The organism is Pseudomonas wenzhouensis, assembly GCF_021029445.1.
Lineage (GTDB): Bacteria > Pseudomonadota > Gammaproteobacteria > Pseudomonadales > Pseudomonadaceae > Aquipseudomonas > Aquipseudomonas wenzhouensis.
This window is the reverse complement of sequence record NZ_CP072610.1, coordinates 1,401,928-1,423,454: the sequence shown is the minus strand read 5'-3', so window position 1 is coordinate 1,423,454 and position 21,527 is coordinate 1,401,928. Positions and strand designations below refer to the sequence as shown.

The window sequence follows — 21,527 nt, the reverse complement described above, 5'->3', positions numbered from 1 at the left end:
ACGGCGGCTGCGTATTAGTGAGAATTGCTTAGATTTGAAATATTAATTATCAAACTTATCCCCCTGCCGGCTGCCTCCGCTCACCAGTTGTAGCTGGCGCTGGCTGTGAGGGTGCGACCGTAGCCGTAGTAGCAGGTCACTTCGCTGCAGGAGGTGTCGTACTCCTTGTCCAGCAGGTTGCTGGCGTTAAGTGCCAGGCGCATGCCATCGAGTTGATAGTGCAGGCTGGCGTCGACCAGGGTGTAGGCCTCGGACTCGACGTTGACGATGGGTTCCAGCGTCGGGTTGAACGCCAGCGCGGCGTTGCGCCCGGTATATCGGCTCTCGCCGACGTAGCGCACGCCGATACCGCCGCCGAAGCCCTTGAGTGCCCCACTGAGCTGGGTGTAGTCGAGCCAGACGCCGGCCGAATCACGTGGGGTACGTGGCAGGCGACTGTCCTTTTCCCAGGCGTTGGGGCTCTTGCTGACGAAAGCGTCGGTGTAGCTGTAGAAGGCACTCAGATCCAGGCCTTCGGCCAGGCTGGCCAAGGCTTCCAGTTCGATGCCGCGCGAGCTGACCTCCCCCACTTGGCGGCGCAGGGTGCGCCCCGGATCACTGCTGCTGTCATTGAGCACGTAGTCCTGCTTGGTCAGGTCGAACAGTGCCAGGCTGACGAAACTGCGCGCGCCCTCAAGCTGGTACTTCACGCCGATTTCGTACTGCTTGCCACGCTCCGGGTCGAACGGCTTGCCCGTGAGGGTATCGCTGCCGCTGACCGGGTTGAACGATTCGCTGTAGCTGACATAGGGCGCCAGGCCGTTGTCGAACACATAGACCAGCCCTGCGCGACCGCTGAAGGCTTCGCTGGTTGTCTTGCTGTCGGCCTGCAGAGCGTCGTCGATCTGGTTCTGCGCCCAGTCGTAGCGACCACCAAGCAACAGCCGCCAGTGGTCGCCGAGCTTGAGTTGGTCCTGCAGGTAGAGGCCGGTCTGGCGAGTCAGCAGGCTCTGCTTGCGATCGATGGCAGGCGATACGAGTGGCCGACCGTACTGCGGTTCGAGCAGATCCAGCGGCGGCACCGTGGCGCCATAATAGGCCGCTTCGTTGGAACGGCTGCGGCGCCAGTCGAGGCCGAGCAACAGGTTGTGCTCGACGCTGCCGGTGGCGAAACTGGCTTCGGCCTGGTTGTCCACGCCCCAACCACTCATGTGTTCGTCCTGCACGCCGGCGCTGCGCAGCAGGGTGCGGCCATCGAACGGCAACACGGCATAGGCGTTGATGTAGCTGTATTCCAGGTTGGTCTCGTCGTAGCGCAGATTCTGCCGCAGGGTCCAGGTGTCATTGAGACGGTGTGACAACTGATAGCCGACGGAATAATAGCTGCGCTGGAAGTCGTTGAAATCCGGCTCGCCATCGAAGAAGTCAGGATCGCGGTCGTAGGGCAGGTTGAAGGTGTCACGCAGGTACGGCGAAAAGTGAGTACTGAAGCCGTAACGCCCGTCATCCTTCTGGTAGGCGGCCTGGACTGTCAGCTCGGTGTCGGCGTTCGGCCGCCAGGTCAGGCTGGGCGCCAGCATCTGCCGCTGCATGCCGGTCTTGTCGACCTGGGCGTTGGCGTCGTTACCGAGCATCACCACCCGATAGAGCAGCGAACCGTCGTCGCTCAACGCCCCGCCGAAGTCGCCGGCCAGCTCCGCCAGATCGTCGCTACCGGCGCGTAAACGCACTTCATTGCGCGCCGTTTCGCTGGGCCGCTTGCTCACCTGGTTGACGATGCCGCCAGGCTCGGCCTGGCCATAGAGCACCGACGCCGGACCACGCAGCACCTCGATGCGCTCCATCGCCCAGCTGTCCAGACGCGGCAGGCCGTAGGTGCTGGTCGGTTGCACCAGGCCGTCGCGAAATACCCGGGTCTTGGCATCGAAACCACGGATGCTGAACCAGTCGTAACGGGTGTCGAAGCCGTAGGGCACGCTGATGCTCGGGGTGTAGCGCAGCGCCTCTTCCAGGGTGGTGACGCCGCGTGCATCCATCTGCTCGCGACTGATCACGCTTATCGCCTGCGGGGTTTCCAGCAGCGGCGTATCGGTCTTGGTAGCGGTAGCGCTGCGGCTAGCGACATAGCTGCCGACCGGGCCGTTGGTGCGCTCAGCCGGCTGGGCAGTCACGGTCTGGCTCTGCAACTCGAGGCGGTCGGCTGCCGCTTGCGGCGCCGGCTCGAGGCGATAGTCGCCCTGCCCGTCCAGCACCACGCGCAGGCCGCTGCCGGCCAGCAAGTGGGCGAAGCCCTGCTCCAGCGAGTAGTGCCCTTGCAGACCGGGGCTGCTGCGCCCACGGGTCAGCGCCGGGTCGAAGCTGAGCAACACACCGGACTGCCGGGCAAATTCGGTGAGTGCCGACTCCAGCGCGCCGGCACTGATCTGGTAAGGCTGCGCGGCCCAGGCCGAGGTCGCCACGGGCAACAACGCCAGTGGCAGGCTGAGGCTCAGCAGTGCGGCGCGTACGGCACGTGCCAGGGGCTGGGAACGACGGACAACGCGAGGCATGACGACTCCTTCGGCATAGCGTTAGGTAACGATTGCCTGGGAAGCCGGACGAACGAGAAAAACCTGCAAAAGAATTTGCGAATTATTTTCATGCAGCCTGCAGACTGACCCAATGGCGGGTGCGATAGACCACCCGCACCGGCATGGTACGTGCCAGCATCGCCAGCACGCGGTCGCTGTCGTCCAGCGGGAAGACCCCGGAAATACGCAACCCGGCCACCTCCGGCGCACAGCGCAGCACGCCCGGTCGCTGACGCCCCAGCTCGGCGAGAAACTCCACCAACGGCATGTCGTGGGCCACCAGCAGGCCATCGACCCAGCGCCCGCGATTAACATCGGCAGTGCCCAACTCGTGCAACGCGCCAGCGCTCAGATGCACCCGCTGGCCAGCCTCGATGCGCTGCGCCACACCGTCTCTGGGCCGTGCCTCGACCGCCCCCTGATAGACCGCCAGCTCACAGCCATGCGCCTGCTGGCGCACCTGGAAACGGGTGCCGAGGGCGCGCAGCAAGCCTTGCTCGGCACTCACCAGAAACGGCCGACCGAGCGGGTCGGCGGCGGTCTGCACGAGAATCTCGCCCTGATACAGCTGGATCAAACGGCGCTCGTTGCTGTAATGGATATCCAGCGCGGTATCGCTGTTGAGGTACAAAGTGCCGCCATCGGCCAACTGCAGGCGGCGCCGCTCACCGGTGCCGGTACGTTGTTGTGCCAGCAACGGCTGCCAGGGCTGCAGGTGCTGGCCCAGCACCCCGGCGACCACCAGGCTGCCGAACAGGCCCAGTTGCTTGAGCGCGCGGCGCCGCTGACGATCCACTTGAGCGCCAGCCAACGCCTGCCTGGCCAGCGGCGCCGAGAGCCCTGCAAACTGCTGGCCCAGGTGCTCCAGGCGCTGCCAGGCCTGTTCGTGCTGCGGATCGGCCGCCCGCCAGTCGGCGCACAAGCGCAACTCGTGCGCCGTGGCAGTACCCGAGGCGAGACGCACGCGCCAGGTAATCGCCTGCTGCACCACTTCATCGAGCGCACTCATGCTTAGGCCACCCGGTAGCAATGGGTGAAGGTCTGTGTCATGTACTGCTGGATGGAGCTGACCGACCGTCCCAGCCGCTCAGCGATCTGCGGGTAGGTCAGGCCATCGAGCTGCGACAGCAGGAAGGCTTCGCGTACCACCGGTTTGAGACCATCGAGCAGGCGGTCGATGGCCACCAGGGTTTCCATGACCAGCGCCTGGCTCTCAGGCGAGGGCACCTCTGGCTCGGGCAACTGCGCCAGAGCCTCCAGGTAGGCACGCTCCAGACTGGCGCGGCGGTAGTGATCGATCAGCAGGCCGCGAGCGACCGTGGCGAGAAAAGCCCGTGGCTCACGCGGAGCCGGCACCTCGCGCTGCACCAGCAGACGCACGAAGGTATCCTGCGCCAGATCGGCCGCCTGCTGCGGACAGGCCAGACGCTGGCGCAACCAACCGATCAGCCAGCCGTGATGACCGCGATAGAGCGTTGCGAGGGAATCGCCTGGAAGAGGTTGGGCCATCGCCGAGAGTGTTCCATGGGACAGAAAAGAAACTAATGCGAATATATTGCATATGCAAAATACTATCACTACGACTCGCCACGCGACCCGCACTTCTGCCAAGCCATACGAAAACCGGGAACTGACGCTCAACCCATCACGGCGAAGGCCGATGAATGCACTACTGGCCAAACGGCAGCGAGTCCTTTATTCTCGCCACCACTGTACAAACAACCAGTTAATTACTGACCGACACGCATGAAGGCAGAAGAGGTGATGAATGGCCGTCGAAGTGGTGTACCGCAGCAGTCGCGACCCGGAGCGCTTGTTTATGGATAAGGCCGAAGCCGATCGTTACGACAAGATGCTGGAGTTGGCCGAGCGCCTCAGCGAAGTGCTGCACAAGGCGGTACCTTCCCTGAGCGAGGAACAGGGCGAGGAGCTGGGTATCTTCATGGCCAAGAACCGCGATGTCTTCGCTAAGGCGTTCAAGAGCCAGCCGGATGCACTCGACGAACTGGACGTCGCAGTCGCCAGTGAATGACCGAGATCGTGGCCCCGCGCCTCCAACGGGGCCACGACCTATGGGTTACTGACGGAATACTGCGCCGCAGCCTGCTCCAGCCAGACCGGCAGTTCCCGCCGTTTTACCCCTTCACGCCGGGCACGCGCCAGTTGCTCCAGCATGTACTGGCGCTTGTGTGCGTCACCTTCAGCGAAGGACAGCGCCAGGTCACGATCGGTCCACTGACGAATACGGCGAAACAGCCACCAGTGAAAGTACAGGCCGGCGGCCGTGGTGACGAAAATGATGAAATAGTCCATGGTGAATCCTCCTTTCACCACGCTAATCGAGCCCGCGGGCGGCGCCAAGTGCGGCATTGCCGCAGGCGATGGAGGCAGGCCCATGATCCAGTGCAAGCGAGTTTATCTCGAGGCCGAGACCAGCGACGGTATACGCGCTCTGGTCGACCGCCTGTGGCCTCGCGGCATCTCCAAAGATGCCCTGGCGCTCGATGAATGGCTACCCGATGTCGCGCCCTCCACTGAACTGCGCAAGTCCTATGCCCATCGCGCCGAGGTCTTCGACGAGTTCCGCACGGCCTACCGTCGAGAACTATGCGCCCACCCCGAGCACTGGCAGCGCCTTTTGCACTGGGCAACGAAAGGCACAGTGACGCTGCTCTACGCCGCGCGCGACGAGGAACACAACAATGCGCGCGTGCTGGCCGAATTTCTCGAAGAGGAACTGCAGCGCCATGACTCGCCCAGCTCGCCGGTGTGCTACCAGGGCAAATTCGATGCTCATTGACCGCGCAAGCCTCGGCTAGCGACTACGCGTCGTACAGCAGGCGCTCGGCGAGGTAGTCGGCAACGCGTGCCGGGGAGCGTTTTTCAGCCTGGGCGTGGGCGTAGATTTCCATGAGCCGCTGACTGATTTGCGCCAGGTGCGCCGTGATCGCCGCCAGCGCCTCACCGCGATGACGCAGCGCCACGTAGATCAGCCCGCCCGCATTGAGCACGTAATCCGGCGCGTAGAGAATACCCCGCGCTTCCAACTGATCGGCCACATCGGGACTGGCCAGCTGATTGTTGGCAGCCCCTGCCACCGCTGCGCAGCGCAGGTGGGCGACCGTCTGCGCATTCAGCACGCCACCCAGACCGCAAGGCGCGAGGATGTCGCATGGCGTGCTGAGCAGTGCATCGCAGGCAACCGGATGTGCTCCCAGTTGCTCGACAGCCAGTTGCATACGCGCGGCATCAAGATCGCTGACCAGCAGTTCGGCCCCGGCAGCATGCAGCGCTTCGGCCAGGGCGAAGCCGACATTGCCCAGCCCCTGTATGGCCACCCGCAACCCTTGCAGATCGTCACTGCCCAAACGTGCCTGAGCCGTGGTGCGAATCCCGGCAAAAACACCCAGCGCCGTGTGCGGCGACGGGTCACCTTCCCGGGTCGTGCTGGTGACATGATTGGTGTACTGGGCGATGCAGTCCATGTCGGCACTGGAGGTGCCGCTGTCGATGGCGGTGATGTAACGTCCATTGAGGGTTTCGATAAAGCGTCCGAAAGCTTCGAACAAAGCGGCACGGCTGGGTACATGCGCAGGACGGATGATCACCGCCTTGCCGCCGCCATGATCGATGCCGGCCAGCGCCGCCTTGTAGCTCATGCCCTGAGCCAGGCGAATGGCATCGGCAATGGCGCTCTGTTCATCGGCATAGGCCAGGTAGCGGCAACCGCCGAGCGCTGGCCCGAAGCGGGTATTGTGAATGGCGATAACGGCCCTGAGGCCGCTGGCCGAATCCTCGGCCAGGTGCAGAGCTTCGAGGTGGGCGGCTTGCATCATGCTGAACATGGCTGCGCTCCGGGTCGGATGTCACGCCTCAGTATAGGAGAGGCCCACTGGACGGCGATCCTGCCAGCGGCTAAAAACAGCACAAGTCAGCGGAGAATGCGATGACCCCACGCCAAGCCTGCCTGCAGTGCCTGCAACGCGATCCACCCGCCCTGTTCGAGGCGGCGCTGTGGATCGCCGCCGAACACGATCCCGAGCTTCAGCCCGCACAGGCGCTGAACGACCTGCAGGGTTTGCAACTGCAGGTCAGCGCTGGCTTGCCCACCCTGCCCGCTCGAGAACTGGCCCAGCCGCTGCTACGCCGGCTGGCCGAACTGGATTTTCAGGAAGACGACGCAGGCATCACCCGCCCACGCCACGCCCTGCTGCATGAAGTGCTGCGCCGCCGACGTGGCCAGCCGCTGACGCTGGCGCTGATCGCCCTGGAGTTGGCACGACGCCTGGAGATCCCTTTGCAGGGGGTGAACTTCCCCGGTCATTTCATGCTGCGCGTCCCCGGCGCCGACCACCTGCTCGACCCCTGCGGCGGGCGCCGTCTGTATACGCGCGATTGCCGTGATCAGCTCTATCGCCAGCTGGGTCCGGGCGTCGAACTCAGTGCCGAGCATCTGCAAACGGCCGACGCCCAGGCCATGCTGCGCCGCCTGTCACGTAATCTACGCATGTTGCACATGCAGCACGATGCCCCGGATGCGGCACTCAAGGACGCCGAGCGCGTCCTGCTGCTTGGCCCAGCGACGCTGGCCGACCATCTGGCCCGCGCCGACGTGTATCGGCAACTCGACTGCCCGCAAGGCGAGCGCTACGACCTGGAGCACGCACTGTTGTTCTGCGACGAAGACGGCCTGCGCCTGAAACTGAGCGAGCGCCTGCGCAAGCTGGCACGCACGCCGGCGGTGCATTGAATCGCAGGGAAGGTCAGGCCGAAGCCGGCAGGCCGTGAAAACTGAAGTAGTAACGCAGGGCGTCGATCATCTCGACGTAATCGGCAGGCGGTGCCACCAGCGCGAAGCCGGAATCGTAGACACCGGGCGTAAGGTCTTCACGGCACCACTGGCAGTTGGCAGAAAAATCGATGAAGTGTATGCCAGGCTGGCCCGGAATCTTCAGACGCATGTCGAAACGCGCCCCCACCAGCATCGGCAACTGGCTGATGAGCATCAGGCCGTCGAGCGAGACGTTGCCGATGAAGCCCATCGGCTTGTCGGTGATGCGGTTGAACACCTTCAGGTAGTAGGGCAACTGGTGGCGTTCGATTCGGCGCTGGCTACGCATGATGGCACATCGCTACAAAGGGATTCGAGTATGGCCCCACTCCGGCCACTAAACCACCCTCAAGCACAGCGTTGGGCTATCCGCTCGCGCAGTTGGCGACGAGCGGCGTCGGTTTCCTCATCACTGTAGTAGATACGCTCGCCGTTGGCGTCCGTGCGGTAATAACTGTACCCCTCGGGTATCTGCGCCAGGCGCCGACGCAGATCACGGCATTCGCTGGCGCGCGCCTCACGTTGCTCAGTCGCGGCTGCTGCCGCCTGCTGCGCCTCTTCACGACGGGCTTCATAGAAACGCTGGCTGCGCGCCTCTCGCTCGAGCGTATGCGCATCGCGCTCGACCACCTGAGGTCTGACCTGTACGGTTTGCGCCCCGGCCACGGGGCGCTGGCCGAAATGCACACGGCCTTGTTCATCCGTCCAGCGATAGATTTCCGCTGCGGCCAGAGTCGGCAGCAGCATCACGATCAACAACCCGTAACGCATGTTCATCCTCCGTGAGAGACACACGCCAGCTTATACCCCGCCGCACTGGCGAGAAATATCCGCGACAAAAGGTTCAGAGCGCGGCCGGGCTGACTTTGACCGCAGGCGCGGGGCTGTGGTGACCCAACTGTTCCAGGGTCTGCAGGCGGGCACGGGCGCGATAGGCATACTCGCTGGCCGGATAGCGCGTGATGATGAACTGATAGGTCTGCGCGGCATCGACGAACAGGCTCTCACGCTCCAGGCACTGGCCACGCAACAGGGAAATCTCCGGCTGCAGATAACTGCGCGAACGGCTCTTGCGTTCGGCCTGCGACAGCTCCAGCGCAACCTGGGCACAATCGCCTTCGTTGTAGGCGCGATAGGCGTTGTTCAGGTGATGGTCGAGCGAGACGCGGGTGCAACCCGTGGCAGCCAGGGCCACGGCCAGAATGATCAGGGTACGCATGGGCAAGTCCTCCAATGAGCAGTGTATCGACAGCACCGGGCAAAACTGAACCCGCTGTTGTGGCCTCGGCAGCAAGGCGGCATGCGCTGACCCATATCAATGACGCCAGGCGCAACAGGGGCTGTAATACGAATACAGATTTCAGACGAGGACGCAGCCATGAGCCTGCAACGACTGCTGGTCGTCATCGACGCCGAGCATCCGCAACAGCCTGCCCTGCACCGTGCAGCCGACGTGGCGCGCAAGACCGGCGCCGAACTGCACCTGCTGCAGATCGACTATCACCCGAGCCTGGACGGCGGCTTGCTGGACAGCCACATGCTCAAGCGTGCCCGTGAAAGCATCCTGCGGCAAAACCACGAAGCGCTGCGCGCCAGCGTCGCTCATCTGAGCGATGAGGGCTTCAGGATCGAGGTGGATGTGCGCTGGGGCAAACGGCGCCACGAAGAGATCCTGGCCCGCGTCGCCGTGCTGCAACCCGACATCCTCTTCACCTCGACGCAGCCCAGCAGTGCCCTGCGCCGCCTGTTGCTGAGCGATACCAGCTGGCAATTGATTCGTCGCTGCCCGGTACCGCTGTGGCTGGTACAGGATGCCGAGCCTCTGGGCCAGAACCTGTGCGCGGCACTCGACCCACTGCACAGTGCCGACAAACCCGCCGCCCTCGATCATCAACTGATACGCACCAGCCAGGTGCTGGAAGCTGCCCTGGACATGCAGGCGCATTATCTGCACGCACAAGCGCCGCTGCCGCGTTCGTTGTTGTTCAGTGCCGAGGTAGCGCAGGAATATGAAGACTACGTGAGCCAATGCAGCCGCGAACATCGCCAGGCTTTCGACCAGTTGATCGCCCAGCACAGCATCGGCCCTGCACAGGCCCACCTGCTGGACGGTTTTGCTGAAGAAGTCATCCCGCGCTTCGTGCGTCAGCACAAAATCGGCCTGTTGCTGATGGGCGTCATCGCCCGTGGCCATCTGGACAGCCTGCTGATCGGTCATACCGCAGAGCGCGTACTGGAACGTATCGAATGCGACCTGCTGGTGATCAAACCCGATGGCAAAGGGTAGTGCACGGGAACAATGACTACAGCGAAAGGCCGTAGTAGCCTGCTCTCCATCGTTGAATAGGGAGTTCGTGCATGACCTTTCGCCGCACCAAAATCGTCGCCACCCTCGGCCCGGCCAGCAGCTCACCGGAAGTGCTGGAGCAACTGATTCTCGCCGGCCTGGATGTGGCCCGTCTGAACTTCTCCCACGGCACGCCGGACGATCACAAGGCGCGTGCCGCCCTGGTTCGTGAGCTGGCCGCAAAGCATGGCCGCCATGTCGCCCTGCTCGGCGACTTGCAAGGCCCGAAGATCCGCATCGCCAAGTTCGAGAACAAGCGCATCGAGCTCAAGGAAGGTGACATGTTCCGCCTCTCCTCCAGCCACTCGCGCACGGCCGGCACCCAGGAGGTGGTCGGCATCGACTACCCGGCACTGATCCAGGACTGCGACGTCGGTGATGAACTGCTGCTCGACGATGGCCGCGTGGTCATGCGCGTCGAACTCAAGGGCGCCGACGAACTGCACTGCCGTGTGATCATTGGCGGCCCGCTGTCGGACAACAAGGGCATCAACCGCCGTGGCGGTGGCCTGACCGCACCGGCACTGACCGAGAAAGACAAGGCCGACATCAAGGTCGCCGCCGAGATGGATCTGGACTACCTGGCCGTGTCCTTCCCGCGCGATGCTGCCGACATGGACTACGCCCGTCGCCTGCTCACCGAGGCCGGCGGCACTGCCTGGCTGGTGGCCAAGATCGAACGCGCCGAAGCCGTGGCCGATGATGAAACCCTCGACGGCCTGATCCGCGCCAGTGACGCGGTGATGGTCGCCCGTGGCGACCTGGCCGTGGAAATCGGCGATGCCGAACTAGTCGGCATCCAGAAGAAGATCATCGCCCACGCCCGTCGCCTGAACAAAGCGGTGATCACCGCCACGCAGATGATGGAATCGATGATCCACAGCCCGATGCCGACCCGCGCCGAAGTCTCCGACGTGGCCAACGCCGCGCTGGACTACACCGACGCGGTGATGCTCTCGGCCGAAAGCGCCGCTGGCGAATACCCGGTCGAAGCCGTGCAGGCCATGGCCCGCGTGTGCCTGGGCGCCGAGAAGCACCCGACCAGCAAGCAGTCCAGCCACCGTCTGGGCCGCACCTTCGAGCGTTGCGACGAAAGCATCGCCCTGGCCACCATGTACACCGCCAACCACTTCCCGGGCGTCAAGGCCATCATCAGTCTTACCGAGAGTGGCTACAGCCCACTGATCATGTCGCGCATCCGCTCGTCGATCCCGATCTTCGCCTTCACCCCGCACCGCGAAGCCCAGGCCCGTGTGGCGCTGTTCCGTGGCGTCTACACCGTGCCGTTCGACCCGGCCTCGCTGCCGGCGAACAAGGTCAGCCAGGCGGCGGTGGACGAGTTGCTCAAGCGTGGCATCGTGGAACCTGGCGACTGGGTCATCCTGACCAAGGGCGACAGCTACCACGGCACCGGCGGCACCAACACCATGAAGATCCTCCACGTCGGCGATCAGATGGTGTGATCCACCCTTGAATGCACAAGGCCGCTCGATGAGCGGCCTTGTGTTTTAGTAGAGTGCGCTGTGCGCACCGACTTTTCACTTACCTGGCAGCCAGCCCCGATATACACGGCCAGGCGGCCCCGCGAGACCCTACGCGAATTTGGAAAAATCCGGCTTTCTGCGCTGCATGAATGCGGTCAACGCCTCGATGGCCTCGGGCGAGCGCAGGCGTTGGCCGAACAGCGCGCCCTCCTCCTCGATCACCTTGCGCAACTCCTCGCGCCCCGGCGCGCGCATCAGACGCTTGCTGTCGACAATTGCCGAGGGCGCCAGGTCGAGAAAACGCTGCGCCATCTCACGCGCCCTGGCCAAGGTCGCCGCACCGTCGTCCAGCGCCTGGTTGGCGATGCCCCAGGCTGCGGCCTGCTCGCCCGTGAACGCCTGCCCCAGCAACAGCAACTCGGCAGCGCGCACGTGCCCGAGCAAGCGCGGCAGGATCAGGCTGGAGCCGTACTCGGGGCACAAGCCGAGGTTGACGAAAGGCATCTTCAACTGCGCATCACGGCTGACGTAGACCAGATCGCAATGCAGCAACAAGGTGGTGCCAATGCCCACCGCCGGGCCAGCCACGGCGGCGATCACCGGTTTACTGAAGTCGAACAGCGCGCGCATGAACTGGAACACTTCGCTGTTCAGCCCGGTCGGCGGTGCCTGGATGAAGTCGGCTACGTCGTTGCCACTGGTGAAGCAGTCTTCGCCACCGGTCAGCAGCACCACACGCACGCTGGAGTCACGCTCGGCCTCGTCGAGTCTGTCGGCCATAGCAGCGTACATGGCGCGGGTCAGTGCATTCTTCTTGTCCGGGCGCTGCATGCGCAGGGTCAACAGACCGCCGTCGCGTTGGCTGTGTATGTGTTCGCTCATGCCTGGGCTCCACTGGGTGCGTCGCATGCACCGTCATCGAGCCTGACCGGCACAGCCTACGCGCGGGTGAGAAAGACGTCGGCCAGCATCTGGCTGCGCGGCAGCCCGGCCATGTACAGACGCCGGGCGAAGCTGTCGACCGTGGAAGAATGGCCGCAGAGTAAGGCGAAGGTCTGCCGGGAAACAAGGCGTAGTTCGGCCAAAGCAGCCGGCAACTGCGCCGCCGTCAGCAGCTCGACCTGCAGGTTGGCGTGCTGCGCCGCCAGGGCCTGAAGCTCGCCGGCCAAGTAGTGCTCGGCAGCTTCAGGCGCCACATGCAGCAGGCGGATAGTGCCCTGGTGCTCCTGTCGCAAGGCTTCACGCAACACTCCGTAGAGCGGCGCCAGCCCGGTGCCGGCAGCCAGCAGCCAGAGTGGCCGAGCCTGCCAGTCCGGGTCGTAGTGCAGAGCGCCACCGCGCAGCTCGCCGAGGCGCAGCGTGTCGCCGACCTGCAGGCGCCGCGCGGCATCGCAGAATGCGCCGGGCTGGCGACAATCGATATGAAACTCCAGGCAGTCATCCACCCCTGGTACGCTGGCCAGCGAATAAGGCCGGGCAACGCCGTGTTCATGCCACAACAGCAGATGCTGGCCGGGGCGATAGCGCAACGACTTGGCCGGCTGCAAACGCAAACGCAGAACCTGCTGGCTGGGCCAACTCACCGCGATCACTCGGGCGGCCAGGCCATCGCGCTGCGGATCAAAGGGTTCGACCCGCAGATCGCCGACCACCTGACACTGACAGGCCAGGCGCCAGCCCTCGGCACGCTTGTCTGCCGCCAGAGCCTCGGGCTGCACCTCCAGCGGCTCGCCAGCGACGCAGCGCACCAGGCAGGCATGACAGCTACCGGCACGACAGCTGTAGGGAATGGCCACGCCGCCATCAAGCAACGCATCGAGCAGGTTGGTGTGCCGGGCGACCTGCAACAGCTGATCGCCGACGCGCAACTCAGGCACCGGCACGCTCCCAACTGGCATCGCAGCGATTACGCCCGCCGCGCTTGGCCTGATAGAGCGCCTGATCGGCACGCTGCAGCGCTTCATCGAGATCGTCCCCGGCGACCAACAGTGTCATGCCGGCGGAGAGGCTCAGATTATCGACCTTTACGCCCACTGGCTCGGCCCTGGCGAAGGCTTCGCGCAAGCGCTCGCAGCAAGCAGTGAACTGATCGGCATCGGTATTGGGCAGTAGCAACACGAACTCCTCACCGCCGTAGCGGGCAATGATGTCGCCGTCGCGCAGACAGGCACGGGCCACGGCAGCGAAGGTCTGCAATACCCGGTCCCCCGCCGCATGGCCATGAGCATCGTTGATTCGCTTGAAATGATCCAGATCGATCAGCGCCAGGCCGTGCTGCCCTCCGGGCGCCGTATGTTCCAGCTCACGCGTGGCCACACGCAGGAAATGACGACGGTTGAATAACCCGGTCAGCTCATCGGTGGCCACCAGATCCTCGAGTTGGCGCATCATCCCGCGCAGCGTGTCCTGATGCGCCTGCAGGGCAAAACGGCGCTGGCGCATGCGTTTGCGCATGGCCTGCACATAACTGGAAAACAGACACGACCAGACCAGCAGGATGAACAGCACCCACACCTGCAGCCAGGCCATGCTCGAGTCCAGCATCGGCATGCGATAAGCCTCGAACAGGAGCATGGCTGCAAAACCGAAGAAAGCGAAAATGGCACAGCGCACGAACACCTTCGGCGTCAGCTGGAAGACGCCGAACAGCAGGATCAGCATGTAGAAGATCATCATCACGCCGCGCGCGCTGTCGAACTGCGCCAGCACCGGTGGCTGCCAGGCCAATGCCACCAGTACCTGGGCTTCGGTCAGGCTGGGGTCGTCATAACGCAGGTTGCGGCCGGACAAGAACAGCCAAAGAAACACCAGTTGGCTGCCAAATACGCCAAGACTGAGCCAGGCAGCGGTGCTGACCGTCCCCAGGGAATGACCGTTGATTACGGCAAACCAGCAGACGAGCGCCATCATCACGTAGGTCGCGACGGCCATGGCGAAGCGTTTGAGCAGAAGGTTCTGCAGACTGCGTTGCGTTCCCCGGCGAGTCATTGAACTCATGGGCTCCGTCCCATACTGGCATCTTGCCGTACTCTACCCGCATGCCCACAAAAAACCTAGGGTATCGATAACCGCCCACTGCCTCTGCCATCGACTTTCGGCTGCTGTGCCCGCTGCGGGCGGGTGCGCTATACTGCCGCGCCTTTTTGGGCGGCTGCGGGAAATATCGCCAAGATGGTTTTGCGCAGACGTCCCAATCGTCATTGCGCCGGGTCGTTGTCCGGCGCTTCCTTGTAGATGTTCCCTGATAGAGGAGCGCGCCAATGACCGTGATCAAGCAGGACGACCTGATTCAGAGCGTCGCCGACGCCCTGCAGTTCATCTCCTATTACCACCCCGTCGACTTCATCCAGGCCATGCACGAGGCCTACCTGAAGGAAGAGTCGCCGGCCGCCAAGGACTCCATGGCGCAGATCCTGATCAACTCGCGCATGTGTGCCACCGGCCACCGCCCGATCTGCCAGGACACCGGCATCGTTACCGTGTTCATCAAGGTCGGCATGGACGTGCGCTGGGACGGCGCCACCATGAGCGTCGACGACATGATCAACGAGGGCGTACGCCGCGCCTACAACCTGCCGGAGAACGTCCTGCGCGCTTCGATCCTGGCCGACCCGGCCGGTGCCCGCAAGAACACCAAGGACAACACCCCGGCGGTGATCCACTATTCCATCGTCCCCGGTGACAAGGTGGAAGTGGACGTCGCAGCCAAGGGCGGCGGCTCCGAGAACAAGTCGAAGATGGCCATGCTCAACCCGTCCGACTCCATCGTCGACTGGGTGCTGAAGACCGTACCGACCATGGGCGCCGGCTGGTGCCCGCCGGGCATGCTCGGCATCGGTATCGGCGGTACTGCCGAGAAGGCGGCCGTGATGGCCAAGGAAGTGCTGATGGAGCACATCGACATCCACGAACTGCAGGCGCGCGGCCCGCAGAACCGCATCGAAGAGCTGCGCCTGGAGCTGTTCGAGAAGGTCAACCAGCTGGGCATCGGCGCCCAGGGTCTGGGCGGCCTGACCACCGTGCTCGACGTGAAGATCATGGATTACCCGACCCACGCGGCTTCGCTGCCGGTGTGCATGATCCCCAACTGCGCCGCCACCCGTCACGCCCACTTCGTACTCGACGGCTCCGGCCCGGCCTCGCTGGAAGCGCCGGATCTGGACGCCTACCCGGAAATCGTCTGGGAAGCCGGCCCGAGCGCGCGCCGCGTCAACCTCGACACCCTCACTCCGGAAGAGGTGCAGAGCTGGAAGCCGGGCGAGACCGTTCTGCTCAACGGCAAGATGCTCACCGGCCGCGACGCTGCGCACAAGCGCATGGTCGACATGCTCAACAAGGGCGAGCAACTGCCGGTGGACCTCAAGGGTCGCTTCATCTATTACGTCGGCCCGGTCGATCCGGTCGGTGACGAAGTGGTAGGTCCAGCCGGCCCGACCACCGCCACCCGTATGGACAAGTTCACCCGGCAGATCCTCGAACAAACCGGCCTGCTGGGCATGATCGGCAAGTCCGAGCGCGGCCCCATCGCCATCGACGCGATCAAGGACAACAAGGCCGTGTACCTGATGGCCGTCGGCGGCGCTGCCTACCTGGTGGCCCAGGCGATCAAGAAGTCCAAGGTGCTGGCCTTCGAAGAACTCGGTATGGAAGCCATCTACGAGTTCGAAGTCAAAGACATGCCGGTGACCGTCGCGGTCGACACCAACGGTGAGTCGGTACACATCACCGGACCTGCGATCTGGAACAAGAAGATCGCCGAAAGCCTGGCGGTGGAAGTGAAGTAAGCGCCCACGTTGTAAAACAGAAGCCTGGCCCAGCGCCGGGCTTCTGCATTTTCAGCCTCCGGCATTGTGCAGGCGCGCGGTTCAGCCAGGCGGAACGATACCTGCCATGCGCGGCCTAACCTGGAAATCGTCAAGGAATTGCCATGACCTTTTCCATCATCGCCCGCTGCCCACGCAGCGGTCAGTTTGGCGTTGCCGCCACCACCGCCATGCCGGCAGTCGGCAAGCTGCTCAGCCATGCCGCAGCCGGTGTAGGGGCGGTTGCCACGCAGGCGCAGGTCAATCCCTATCTCGGCCTGGATGGCCTGGCATTGCTGCGTCAGGGTTTGTCCGCGCACGAAGCGCTGCAGCGACTCAAAAGCACCGATCCCTGCATGGAGCTGCGCCAGTGCGCGCTGATCGACGCGCAGGGCGATAGCCTGTGCTGGACTGGGGCCAAATGCCTGCCCTGGGCCGGCTCGCTGCGTGGCGAGCAGTTTTCCGTGCAGGGTAATCGCCTGGTTGGCCCGCAGGTGCTCGATGCAGTGGCCGAAACCTTCCGCTACACCGAGAAGAAACCGCTGATCGAGCGCCTGATCGAAGCCCTGGCAGCCGGCGACCGCTGCGGCGGCGACCGGCATGGCGAATCCTCGGCAGTGATCTATGTGGTCGATCAGGAGGAGTACCCGCTGTGGGATATCCGCGTCGACCATCACCTCGACCCGATGGCCGAACTGCGCCGTTTGCACAGGGTCTTTGCACGCGCCGTGCTGCCCGAGGTTCTCGCCATGCCGACTCGCGCCAATCCCGCTGGCAAGGCAGCGGAAGACTCGATCTAACGTGCAGCGGTGCCGAAACGCCGCCGATAATCGCCGGGCGACAGCCCTACCAAACGGGTGAATACCTTGCGAAACGCCCCGCTGTCGGCGTAACCCACCTGCCAGGCCACCTGCTCGATACTCTGGCGGCTGAACTCAAGCAGTTCGCGCGCCTTGCTCACACGTAACTGCTGGCAGTATTCAGTGGGCTTCAGCCCGGTGGCGGCGCGAAAGCGGCGCAAAAAGGTGCGCTCGCCCAAGCCGGCGCGGGTGGCCATGTCCGTCAGGCTCGCCTCGACACCACCCTCACCCTGCAACCAGCGCTGCACGCCGAGCACTGCGGCATCGCCATGATCGAGGCTGGGCGCAAAACTGCTGAAATGGCGCTGCGATTCACGGTTCAGATCCACCACCAGAAAGCGCGCGGTCTCGGCAGCGATGGTCGGCCCCAGCAGGCGTGTTACCAGGGCCAGGCCGAGATCGGTCCAGGCCATCAGACCACCTGCGGTGATCAGATCACCGTCGTCGATCACCATACGTTCTGGCTGTACCTGTACTTGCGGAAAACGTGCGGCCATCTGCGCCGCCAGCGCCCAGTGGGTGGTCACGGTGCGGCCATCGAGTAGACCGGCCTCGGCCAGGGCGAAGGCGCCAGCACAGACCGACGCCAGCAACACCCCGGCAGCGTGCTGTTCACGCAGCCAGTCACGGTAGCAGGCCGCAAGCGGCTGCTCGGCAGCATCGTCCAGACAAGGCGGCAGAATCACCACCTGCGGCGCACCGTCAGTCTGCGGCAGGCTGTCGAACGTGCGCTGCAACTGCCCCGCCTCATCGGCCTGCCAGTGACTGACACGCAGCCGGGGCAAGCCTTCACGCCCCTGCCCGGCAGCCATGCGATTGGCCACCTCGAACAGGTCACCCAGGCCATGCACGGCAGCCAACTGGGCGCCGGGATAACGCAACAGACCGATTTCCAGACCGCGCACGCTCATTGTCAGTTTTTCCCCGCAGATTGTCGGCTGCGCCCATCCTCGCAGGCGCGCCAGGGCGATAAGGTTGGCCGCACATCATCCCACGGAGAACACCATGAGCAAACGCGCCCTGATCCTGATCGATATCCAGAACGACTATTTCGCAGACGGCAAGTGGCCGCTCGCCGGCATGCACACTGCCGCCGCCAATGCCGCGCGGGTACTGGCTGCCGCGCGTGCAGCCGGTGACACAGTGATCCATGTGCGTCATGAGTTCGAGGCCGAGGATGCGCCCTTCTTCGCGCCGGGAAGCGACGGCGCGCGCACTCATGCCAGCGTGCTGCCGCAGGCCGATGAAGCCGTGGTGCTCAAGCATCAGGTCAACGCCTTTCTTGGCACCGACCTAAAGGCGCAGCTCGATGCAGCCGGCATCGAGCAGGTCACCCTGGTCGGCGCCATGAGCCACATGTGCATCGCCGCTGCGGCCCGCGCCAGTGCAGATTTCGGTTACGCGACCACGGTCGTTCACGATGCCTGCGCCACTCACGATCAGACGTTCGACGGCATCACCGTCGCCGCTGCTCAGGTGCACGCCGCCAACATGGCCGCCCTGGCCTTCGCCTATGCCCAGGTCGTTTCCACCGAGCAGTATCTGGCAGGTTGAATCAGTTGGCGCCGAAGCGCTGCAGCTGCATCTCGTGCAAACGGCTGAGCGTGCGGCGAAAGGCAAACGCGAGGTAGCCCTGGGTGTACAGCTCATCCAGCGCCACCTCGGCCTCGATATACAGCGGCACGCGGCGGTCGTAGCACTCGTCGACCAGGGCGATGAAGCGCCGCACCGCATCGTCTTTGCGCGCCAGCGCCGGCAGTTGCCGATCCCCGGCATCGACCCGCGCGGCGCCATCTTCAGTACCACGGGCGATGCGCCCCTCGCGTTGCTCGCCACCCAGGCGCGGCACTTCGCCAAGGAGGATGGCCGGGAAGCGCTCGCACAGCTCGATGAAATCCGGCGCAGCCAGCGGCTGCTCGCATAGATCCTTGAAGCGGCACCACAGCGCCGCCTGGCTATGGCCAAGATTGGCGATATGCCGGTGGCTCAGCGCGACCGGCTCACGGCTGACCGACTGGCCCTCGCTCAAGCGGGCGAACAACTCGACCAGCGCCTGCGGCTGCTGCACCCAATAGCGCTGCATTTCGGCGCCAGGATGCAAGCGATGATCCTGCTCACCGTCCACCGCCACCACCTGCATATGCGCTTCGAGCGCAGCGATGGCCGGCAAAAAACGCTCGCGGTTGAAACCATCGGCATACAGCTGATCCGGCGGCTGGTTGGAAGTAGCCACCAGCACCACGCCCTGCTCCACCACCAGGCTGAGTAGACGACCGAGCAACATGGCATCGCCGATGTCGCTGACGAACAGCTCGTCGAAACACAGCACGCGCAGCTCTCGCCCCAGCTCCTCGGCCAGCAGACGCAACGGGTCGGCATTGCCGGTCAACTCGAACTGGCGGCGATGCACCCACTGCATGAAGTGATGAAAATGCTGTCGTCGCGCCGGCACACGCAGGCTGTTGTAGAAGCTGTCCATCAGCCAGGTCTTGCCACGCCCCACTGGCCCCCAGAGGTATACGCCGAACGGGCGCTCACCACGATGCACAGCCTCGAAGCAACTCTGCAACGCCTGCACCGCGCGGCGCTGCGCGGCATCGACGACGAAGCCACCCGCCAGCGCCCGTTCATAAGCCGCCAGCGGCGAATCCGGCAATGCCGCTGGCGCGTTCAACGCAGCACCAGCCGGTTGCCTTCGAACTGCTTTGGCCAGTCGCGCCGGGTGAATACCTGGCCCTGCTCGCGCACGCGGCGCACCTCGGCCAGATCCAGCTCGGCAAACAGCCAGTGGCTGCGTGTGGGGCACAGCTCCGCGCTCTCGGCGATCACACCAGTGGCCGGCATGCCGTAGTCCGATGGCACGTACAGCGCGGCGCGGCCAATGTTCTCGTCCAGCGCTGGCGACCAGGGTGCCAGGCCAACCGTGGGCGACTGCAGCACGGCGATCTGGTTCTCCAGCGCTCGCGCCTGAGCGCCGATGCGCACGCGATAGAAGCCCGCCTCGGTATCGGTGCAACTGGGCGCCAGAATCAGGTCGACCCCGGCCTCGGCCAGGGTGCGCGCCAGCAGCGGAAACTCATTGTCATAGCAGATCAGGATGCCCAGCTTGCCCAGCGCCGTATCGAACACCTTAAGCCCGCTGCCGGCCGCAATCTGCCATTGCTCCAGCTCGAAGCGGGTCATCATCAGCTTGTCCTGGCTGCCCAGGCAGCCGTCCGGGCCGAACAGCCAGGCGCGGTTGCGGTAGAGGCCATCATCATCCAGCACGGCCAGCGAACCGGGCTGCAGGTAGATATTCAACCGCCGCGCCAGGCTCTCGCACAGTTCCAGCCAGCGCGGCAGCAGCGCCTGAATAGCCGCGATAGAAGCGTGCAAATCGCTGCGTTCAGCCTCCGGCAGCTGCCCTGTCAGCACCAGCCCGGCGTATTCCGGCAGCAACAGCAGCTCGGCGCCCTGCCCGGCGGCCTCCTCGCACAGCTCGGTCAGGTGCGCGACATAGGCATCCCAACTCGTCAGCAGGTCGATGTGATATTGGCAGGCGGCAATCTTGATCATGAGGTGAGTTCCTTGAGCCAGAACGACATGGGCTTGGCCGACTCCTCGGCTTCGTCCAGATCGCGCCAATGATACTGGGTGCGCAGTTCGGGATGATGGCGATAGCCCCGGCGCGCCCAGAAGGCGTCCAGCGGCTGGTAGTCGGCGGGCCGGCGCGGGTGATTAGCCGGGCGCTGCACGGCGCAGAAGGCGCACCAGTCAAAGCGACCCAGCCTGCGCGCATGGGCCTCGCGCTCGGCAAAAAAGCGCACGCCCAGGCCATGCCCGCGCCAGGCCGGTAAAACCACCGACTCGGCGCAGTAGAAAATGCGCGCGGCATCCCAGCCAGCCGAAAGGAACGGCTGCTGGAACTCCAGGGTTTCATCGGCCAGCGGCAGCGCCGTCGAGGCACCGACCACTCGCCCCTCATCACGCACCAGCACGCACAGGCTATCGGCGCTGCGCACATAGGTGTCGAGGTACTCGGCCTCGTAATCGAGGCTGCCGTCGTAGAGGTAGGGAAATTCGTGGAAGACCGTGATCCGCAAATGCGCCAGGTCTTCGATATGGGGGGCTATCTGCGGCCCCCGGAGCAATTCGATGTCCATCTGGAGTCGTTCGCCAGCAGCAGGGTGACGCCGGCGGCTATGCCGGCTCGAAGGCGCGAACTTATCATGCGTGCCAACCCACCACTAACCACGCTACGAAAGGAACTTAGCCATGACCGCCACCGAACTGGTACAGGCCTATTACGCCGCCTTCAATGCCGGTGACATGCCCACCTTCCTCGACCTGCTGGCCGAAGACGTGGTGCACGACATCAACCAGGGCGAGCGCCAGGTGGGCAAGGCCACCTTCGCCGCTTTCATGGACAAGATGAACCGCTGCTACCGCGAGCGCCTGGCCGACATCGTGGTCATGCAGAACGCCGCAGGTGACCGCGCCGCCGCCGAATTCGTGGTGCATGGCGAGTACCTGGCCGACGACGAAGGCCTGCCACCGGCCAACGGCCAGACCTACGTCCTGCCGGCCGGCGCCTTCTTCGAGATCAAGAACGGCAAGGTCGCGCGCATCAGCAACTATTACAACCTGAATGACTGGATCGCTCAGGTCGGCTGAG

At 64.2% G+C, this 21,527-nt stretch carries 24 protein-coding genes; 9 read left to right on the top strand and 15 right to left on the bottom strand.

What is annotated here, in order from left to right; genetic code table 11:
• Positions 1-80: 80 nt before the first annotated feature.
• The 3 genes from J7655_RS06535 to J7655_RS06525 all read right to left on the bottom strand — a co-directional run bounded on the left by J7655_RS06535 (position 81) and on the right by J7655_RS06525 (position 4,058).
• The gene (locus J7655_RS06535) at positions 81-2,528 is read right to left on the bottom strand and encodes a TonB-dependent siderophore receptor (RefSeq protein ID WP_230927076.1); all 2,448 of its coding nucleotides are present in this window, start codon (positions 2,526-2,528) and stop codon (positions 81-83) included.
• Between the two features lie 88 nt (positions 2,529-2,616).
• Positions 2,617-3,558, bottom strand: a complete 942-nt coding sequence (locus J7655_RS06530; protein WP_230927075.1) for a FecR domain-containing protein — start codon at positions 3,556-3,558, stop codon at positions 2,617-2,619.
• Positions 3,559-3,560: 2 nt separating this feature from the next.
• Positions 3,561-4,058: a sigma-70 family RNA polymerase sigma factor gene (locus J7655_RS06525; RefSeq protein WP_230927074.1), complete on the bottom strand. Its 498-nt coding sequence runs from the start codon at positions 4,056-4,058 to the stop codon at positions 3,561-3,563.
• Between the two features lie 259 nt (positions 4,059-4,317).
• Between J7655_RS06525 and J7655_RS06520 the strand changes: the two genes are divergently transcribed.
• The gene (locus tag J7655_RS06520; RefSeq protein WP_230927073.1) at positions 4,318-4,581 is read left to right on the top strand and encodes a YebG family protein; all 264 of its coding nucleotides are present in this window, start codon (positions 4,318-4,320) and stop codon (positions 4,579-4,581) included.
• Positions 4,582-4,619: 38 nt separating this feature from the next.
• On the opposite strand, the gene J7655_RS06515 is transcribed toward J7655_RS06520, so the two are convergent.
• Entirely contained in the window at positions 4,620-4,862 is a 243-nt protein-coding gene (locus tag J7655_RS06515) for a hypothetical protein (protein WP_230927072.1), read from the bottom strand.
• An 82-nt stretch (positions 4,863-4,944) separates the two neighbouring features.
• Here J7655_RS06515 and J7655_RS06510 point away from each other — a divergent pair, with 82 nt between their 5' ends.
• Positions 4,945-5,349, top strand: coding sequence for a DUF488 domain-containing protein (locus tag J7655_RS06510; protein ID WP_230927071.1), 405 nt, complete (start codon positions 4,945-4,947; stop codon positions 5,347-5,349).
• Positions 5,350-5,371: 22 nt separating this feature from the next.
• On the opposite strand, the gene J7655_RS06505 is transcribed toward J7655_RS06510, so the two are convergent.
• Positions 5,372-6,394, bottom strand: a complete 1,023-nt coding sequence (locus J7655_RS06505; RefSeq protein WP_230927070.1) for a Leu/Phe/Val dehydrogenase — start codon at positions 6,392-6,394, stop codon at positions 5,372-5,374.
• Between the two features lie 101 nt (positions 6,395-6,495).
• On the opposite strand from J7655_RS06505, the gene J7655_RS06500 reads away from it, so the two are divergent.
• Positions 6,496-7,299, top strand: a complete 804-nt coding sequence (locus J7655_RS06500) for a SirB1 family protein (RefSeq protein WP_230927069.1) — start codon at positions 6,496-6,498, stop codon at positions 7,297-7,299.
• A gap of 13 nt (positions 7,300-7,312) precedes the next feature.
• Here the strand turns inward: J7655_RS06500 and J7655_RS06495 are convergent, their stop codons facing one another.
• The 3 genes from J7655_RS06495 to J7655_RS06485 form a co-directional block, all read right to left on the bottom strand.
• Positions 7,313-7,669: a PilZ domain-containing protein gene (locus tag J7655_RS06495; RefSeq protein ID WP_230927068.1), complete on the bottom strand. Its 357-nt coding sequence runs from the start codon at positions 7,667-7,669 to the stop codon at positions 7,313-7,315.
• Positions 7,670-7,728: 59 nt separating this feature from the next.
• Positions 7,729-8,151 (bottom strand): DUF4124 domain-containing protein, encoded by a 423-nt coding sequence (locus J7655_RS06490; RefSeq protein WP_230927067.1) that lies wholly within the window; start codon positions 8,149-8,151, stop codon positions 7,729-7,731.
• Positions 8,152-8,224: 73 nt separating this feature from the next.
• A complete protein-coding gene (locus tag J7655_RS06485) occupies positions 8,225-8,599 on the bottom strand; it encodes a tetratricopeptide repeat protein (protein ID WP_230927066.1) in 375 nt (124 codons plus the stop codon).
• Between the two features lie 159 nt (positions 8,600-8,758).
• Between J7655_RS06485 and J7655_RS06480 the strand changes: the two genes are divergently transcribed.
• Together J7655_RS06480 and pyk are read left to right on the top strand one after the other, a co-directional pair.
• Entirely contained in the window at positions 8,759-9,667 is a 909-nt protein-coding gene (locus tag J7655_RS06480; protein WP_230927065.1) for a universal stress protein, read from the top strand.
• 71 nt (positions 9,668-9,738) lie between these two features.
• A complete protein-coding gene (pyk, locus tag J7655_RS06475) occupies positions 9,739-11,190 on the top strand; it encodes a pyruvate kinase (RefSeq protein WP_230927064.1) in 1,452 nt (483 codons plus the stop codon).
• Between the two features lie 129 nt (positions 11,191-11,319).
• On the opposite strand, the gene J7655_RS06470 is transcribed toward pyk, so the two are convergent.
• Genes J7655_RS06470 through J7655_RS06460 form a run of 3 tightly spaced genes read right to left on the bottom strand, consistent with a single transcriptional unit; the run spans position 11,320 to position 14,208 of the window.
• Entirely contained in the window at positions 11,320-12,093 is a 774-nt protein-coding gene (locus J7655_RS06470; protein ID WP_230927063.1) for an enoyl-CoA hydratase, read from the bottom strand.
• Between the two features lie 56 nt (positions 12,094-12,149).
• Positions 12,150-13,088, bottom strand: coding sequence for an iron-sulfur-binding ferredoxin reductase (locus tag J7655_RS06465; protein WP_230927062.1), 939 nt, complete (start codon positions 13,086-13,088; stop codon positions 12,150-12,152).
• Positions 13,081-14,208, bottom strand: coding sequence for a GGDEF domain-containing protein (locus J7655_RS06460; RefSeq protein WP_230927061.1), 1,128 nt, complete (start codon positions 14,206-14,208; stop codon positions 13,081-13,083). Before J7655_RS06460 ends, J7655_RS06465 begins: the two co-directional genes overlap by 8 nt.
• A 263-nt stretch (positions 14,209-14,471) precedes the next feature.
• On the opposite strand from J7655_RS06460, the gene J7655_RS06455 reads away from it, so the two are divergent.
• Together J7655_RS06455 and J7655_RS06450 are read left to right on the top strand one after the other, a co-directional pair.
• Positions 14,472-15,995 carry a fumarate hydratase gene (locus tag J7655_RS06455; RefSeq protein ID WP_230927060.1) on the top strand — a complete coding sequence of 508 codons (1,524 nt, stop codon included), beginning with the start codon at positions 14,472-14,474 and terminating at the stop codon, positions 15,993-15,995.
• A 143-nt stretch (positions 15,996-16,138) separates the two neighbouring features.
• Positions 16,139-16,813: a DUF1028 domain-containing protein gene (locus J7655_RS06450; protein WP_230927059.1), complete on the top strand. Its 675-nt coding sequence runs from the start codon at positions 16,139-16,141 to the stop codon at positions 16,811-16,813.
• On the opposite strand, the gene J7655_RS06445 is transcribed toward J7655_RS06450, so the two are convergent.
• On the bottom strand, positions 16,810-17,784 hold the full coding sequence (locus tag J7655_RS06445) for a GlxA family transcriptional regulator (RefSeq protein WP_230927058.1): 975 nt from the start codon (positions 17,782-17,784) through the stop codon (positions 16,810-16,812). The two genes, J7655_RS06450 and J7655_RS06445, sit on opposite strands and share 4 nt — an antisense overlap.
• Before the next feature lie 94 nt (positions 17,785-17,878).
• Between J7655_RS06445 and J7655_RS06440 the strand changes: the two genes are divergently transcribed.
• Positions 17,879-18,427 carry an isochorismatase family protein gene (locus tag J7655_RS06440; RefSeq protein WP_230927057.1) on the top strand — a complete coding sequence of 183 codons (549 nt, stop codon included), beginning with the start codon at positions 17,879-17,881 and terminating at the stop codon, positions 18,425-18,427.
• Between the two features lies 1 nt (position 18,428).
• Here the strand turns inward: J7655_RS06440 and zapE are convergent, their stop codons facing one another.
• The 3 genes from zapE to J7655_RS06425 are packed head-to-tail and all read right to left on the bottom strand — an operon-like array spanning position 18,429 to position 21,015.
• Entirely contained in the window at positions 18,429-19,547 is a 1,119-nt protein-coding gene (gene zapE, locus J7655_RS06435; protein WP_230927056.1) for a cell division protein ZapE, read from the bottom strand.
• Positions 19,544-20,428 (bottom strand): carbon-nitrogen hydrolase family protein, encoded by an 885-nt coding sequence (locus tag J7655_RS06430; protein ID WP_230927055.1) that lies wholly within the window; start codon positions 20,426-20,428, stop codon positions 19,544-19,546. Before J7655_RS06430 ends, zapE begins: the two co-directional genes overlap by 4 nt.
• Positions 20,425-21,015: a GNAT family N-acetyltransferase gene (locus J7655_RS06425; RefSeq protein WP_230927054.1), complete on the bottom strand. Its 591-nt coding sequence runs from the start codon at positions 21,013-21,015 to the stop codon at positions 20,425-20,427. The genes J7655_RS06430 and J7655_RS06425 overlap by 4 nt, the downstream gene beginning before the upstream one ends.
• 112 nt (positions 21,016-21,127) lie before the next feature.
• On the opposite strand from J7655_RS06425, the gene J7655_RS06420 reads away from it, so the two are divergent.
• The gene (locus J7655_RS06420; RefSeq protein ID WP_230927053.1) at positions 21,128-21,526 is read left to right on the top strand and encodes a nuclear transport factor 2 family protein; all 399 of its coding nucleotides are present in this window, start codon (positions 21,128-21,130) and stop codon (positions 21,524-21,526) included.
• Position 21,527: the final 1 nt, after the last annotated feature.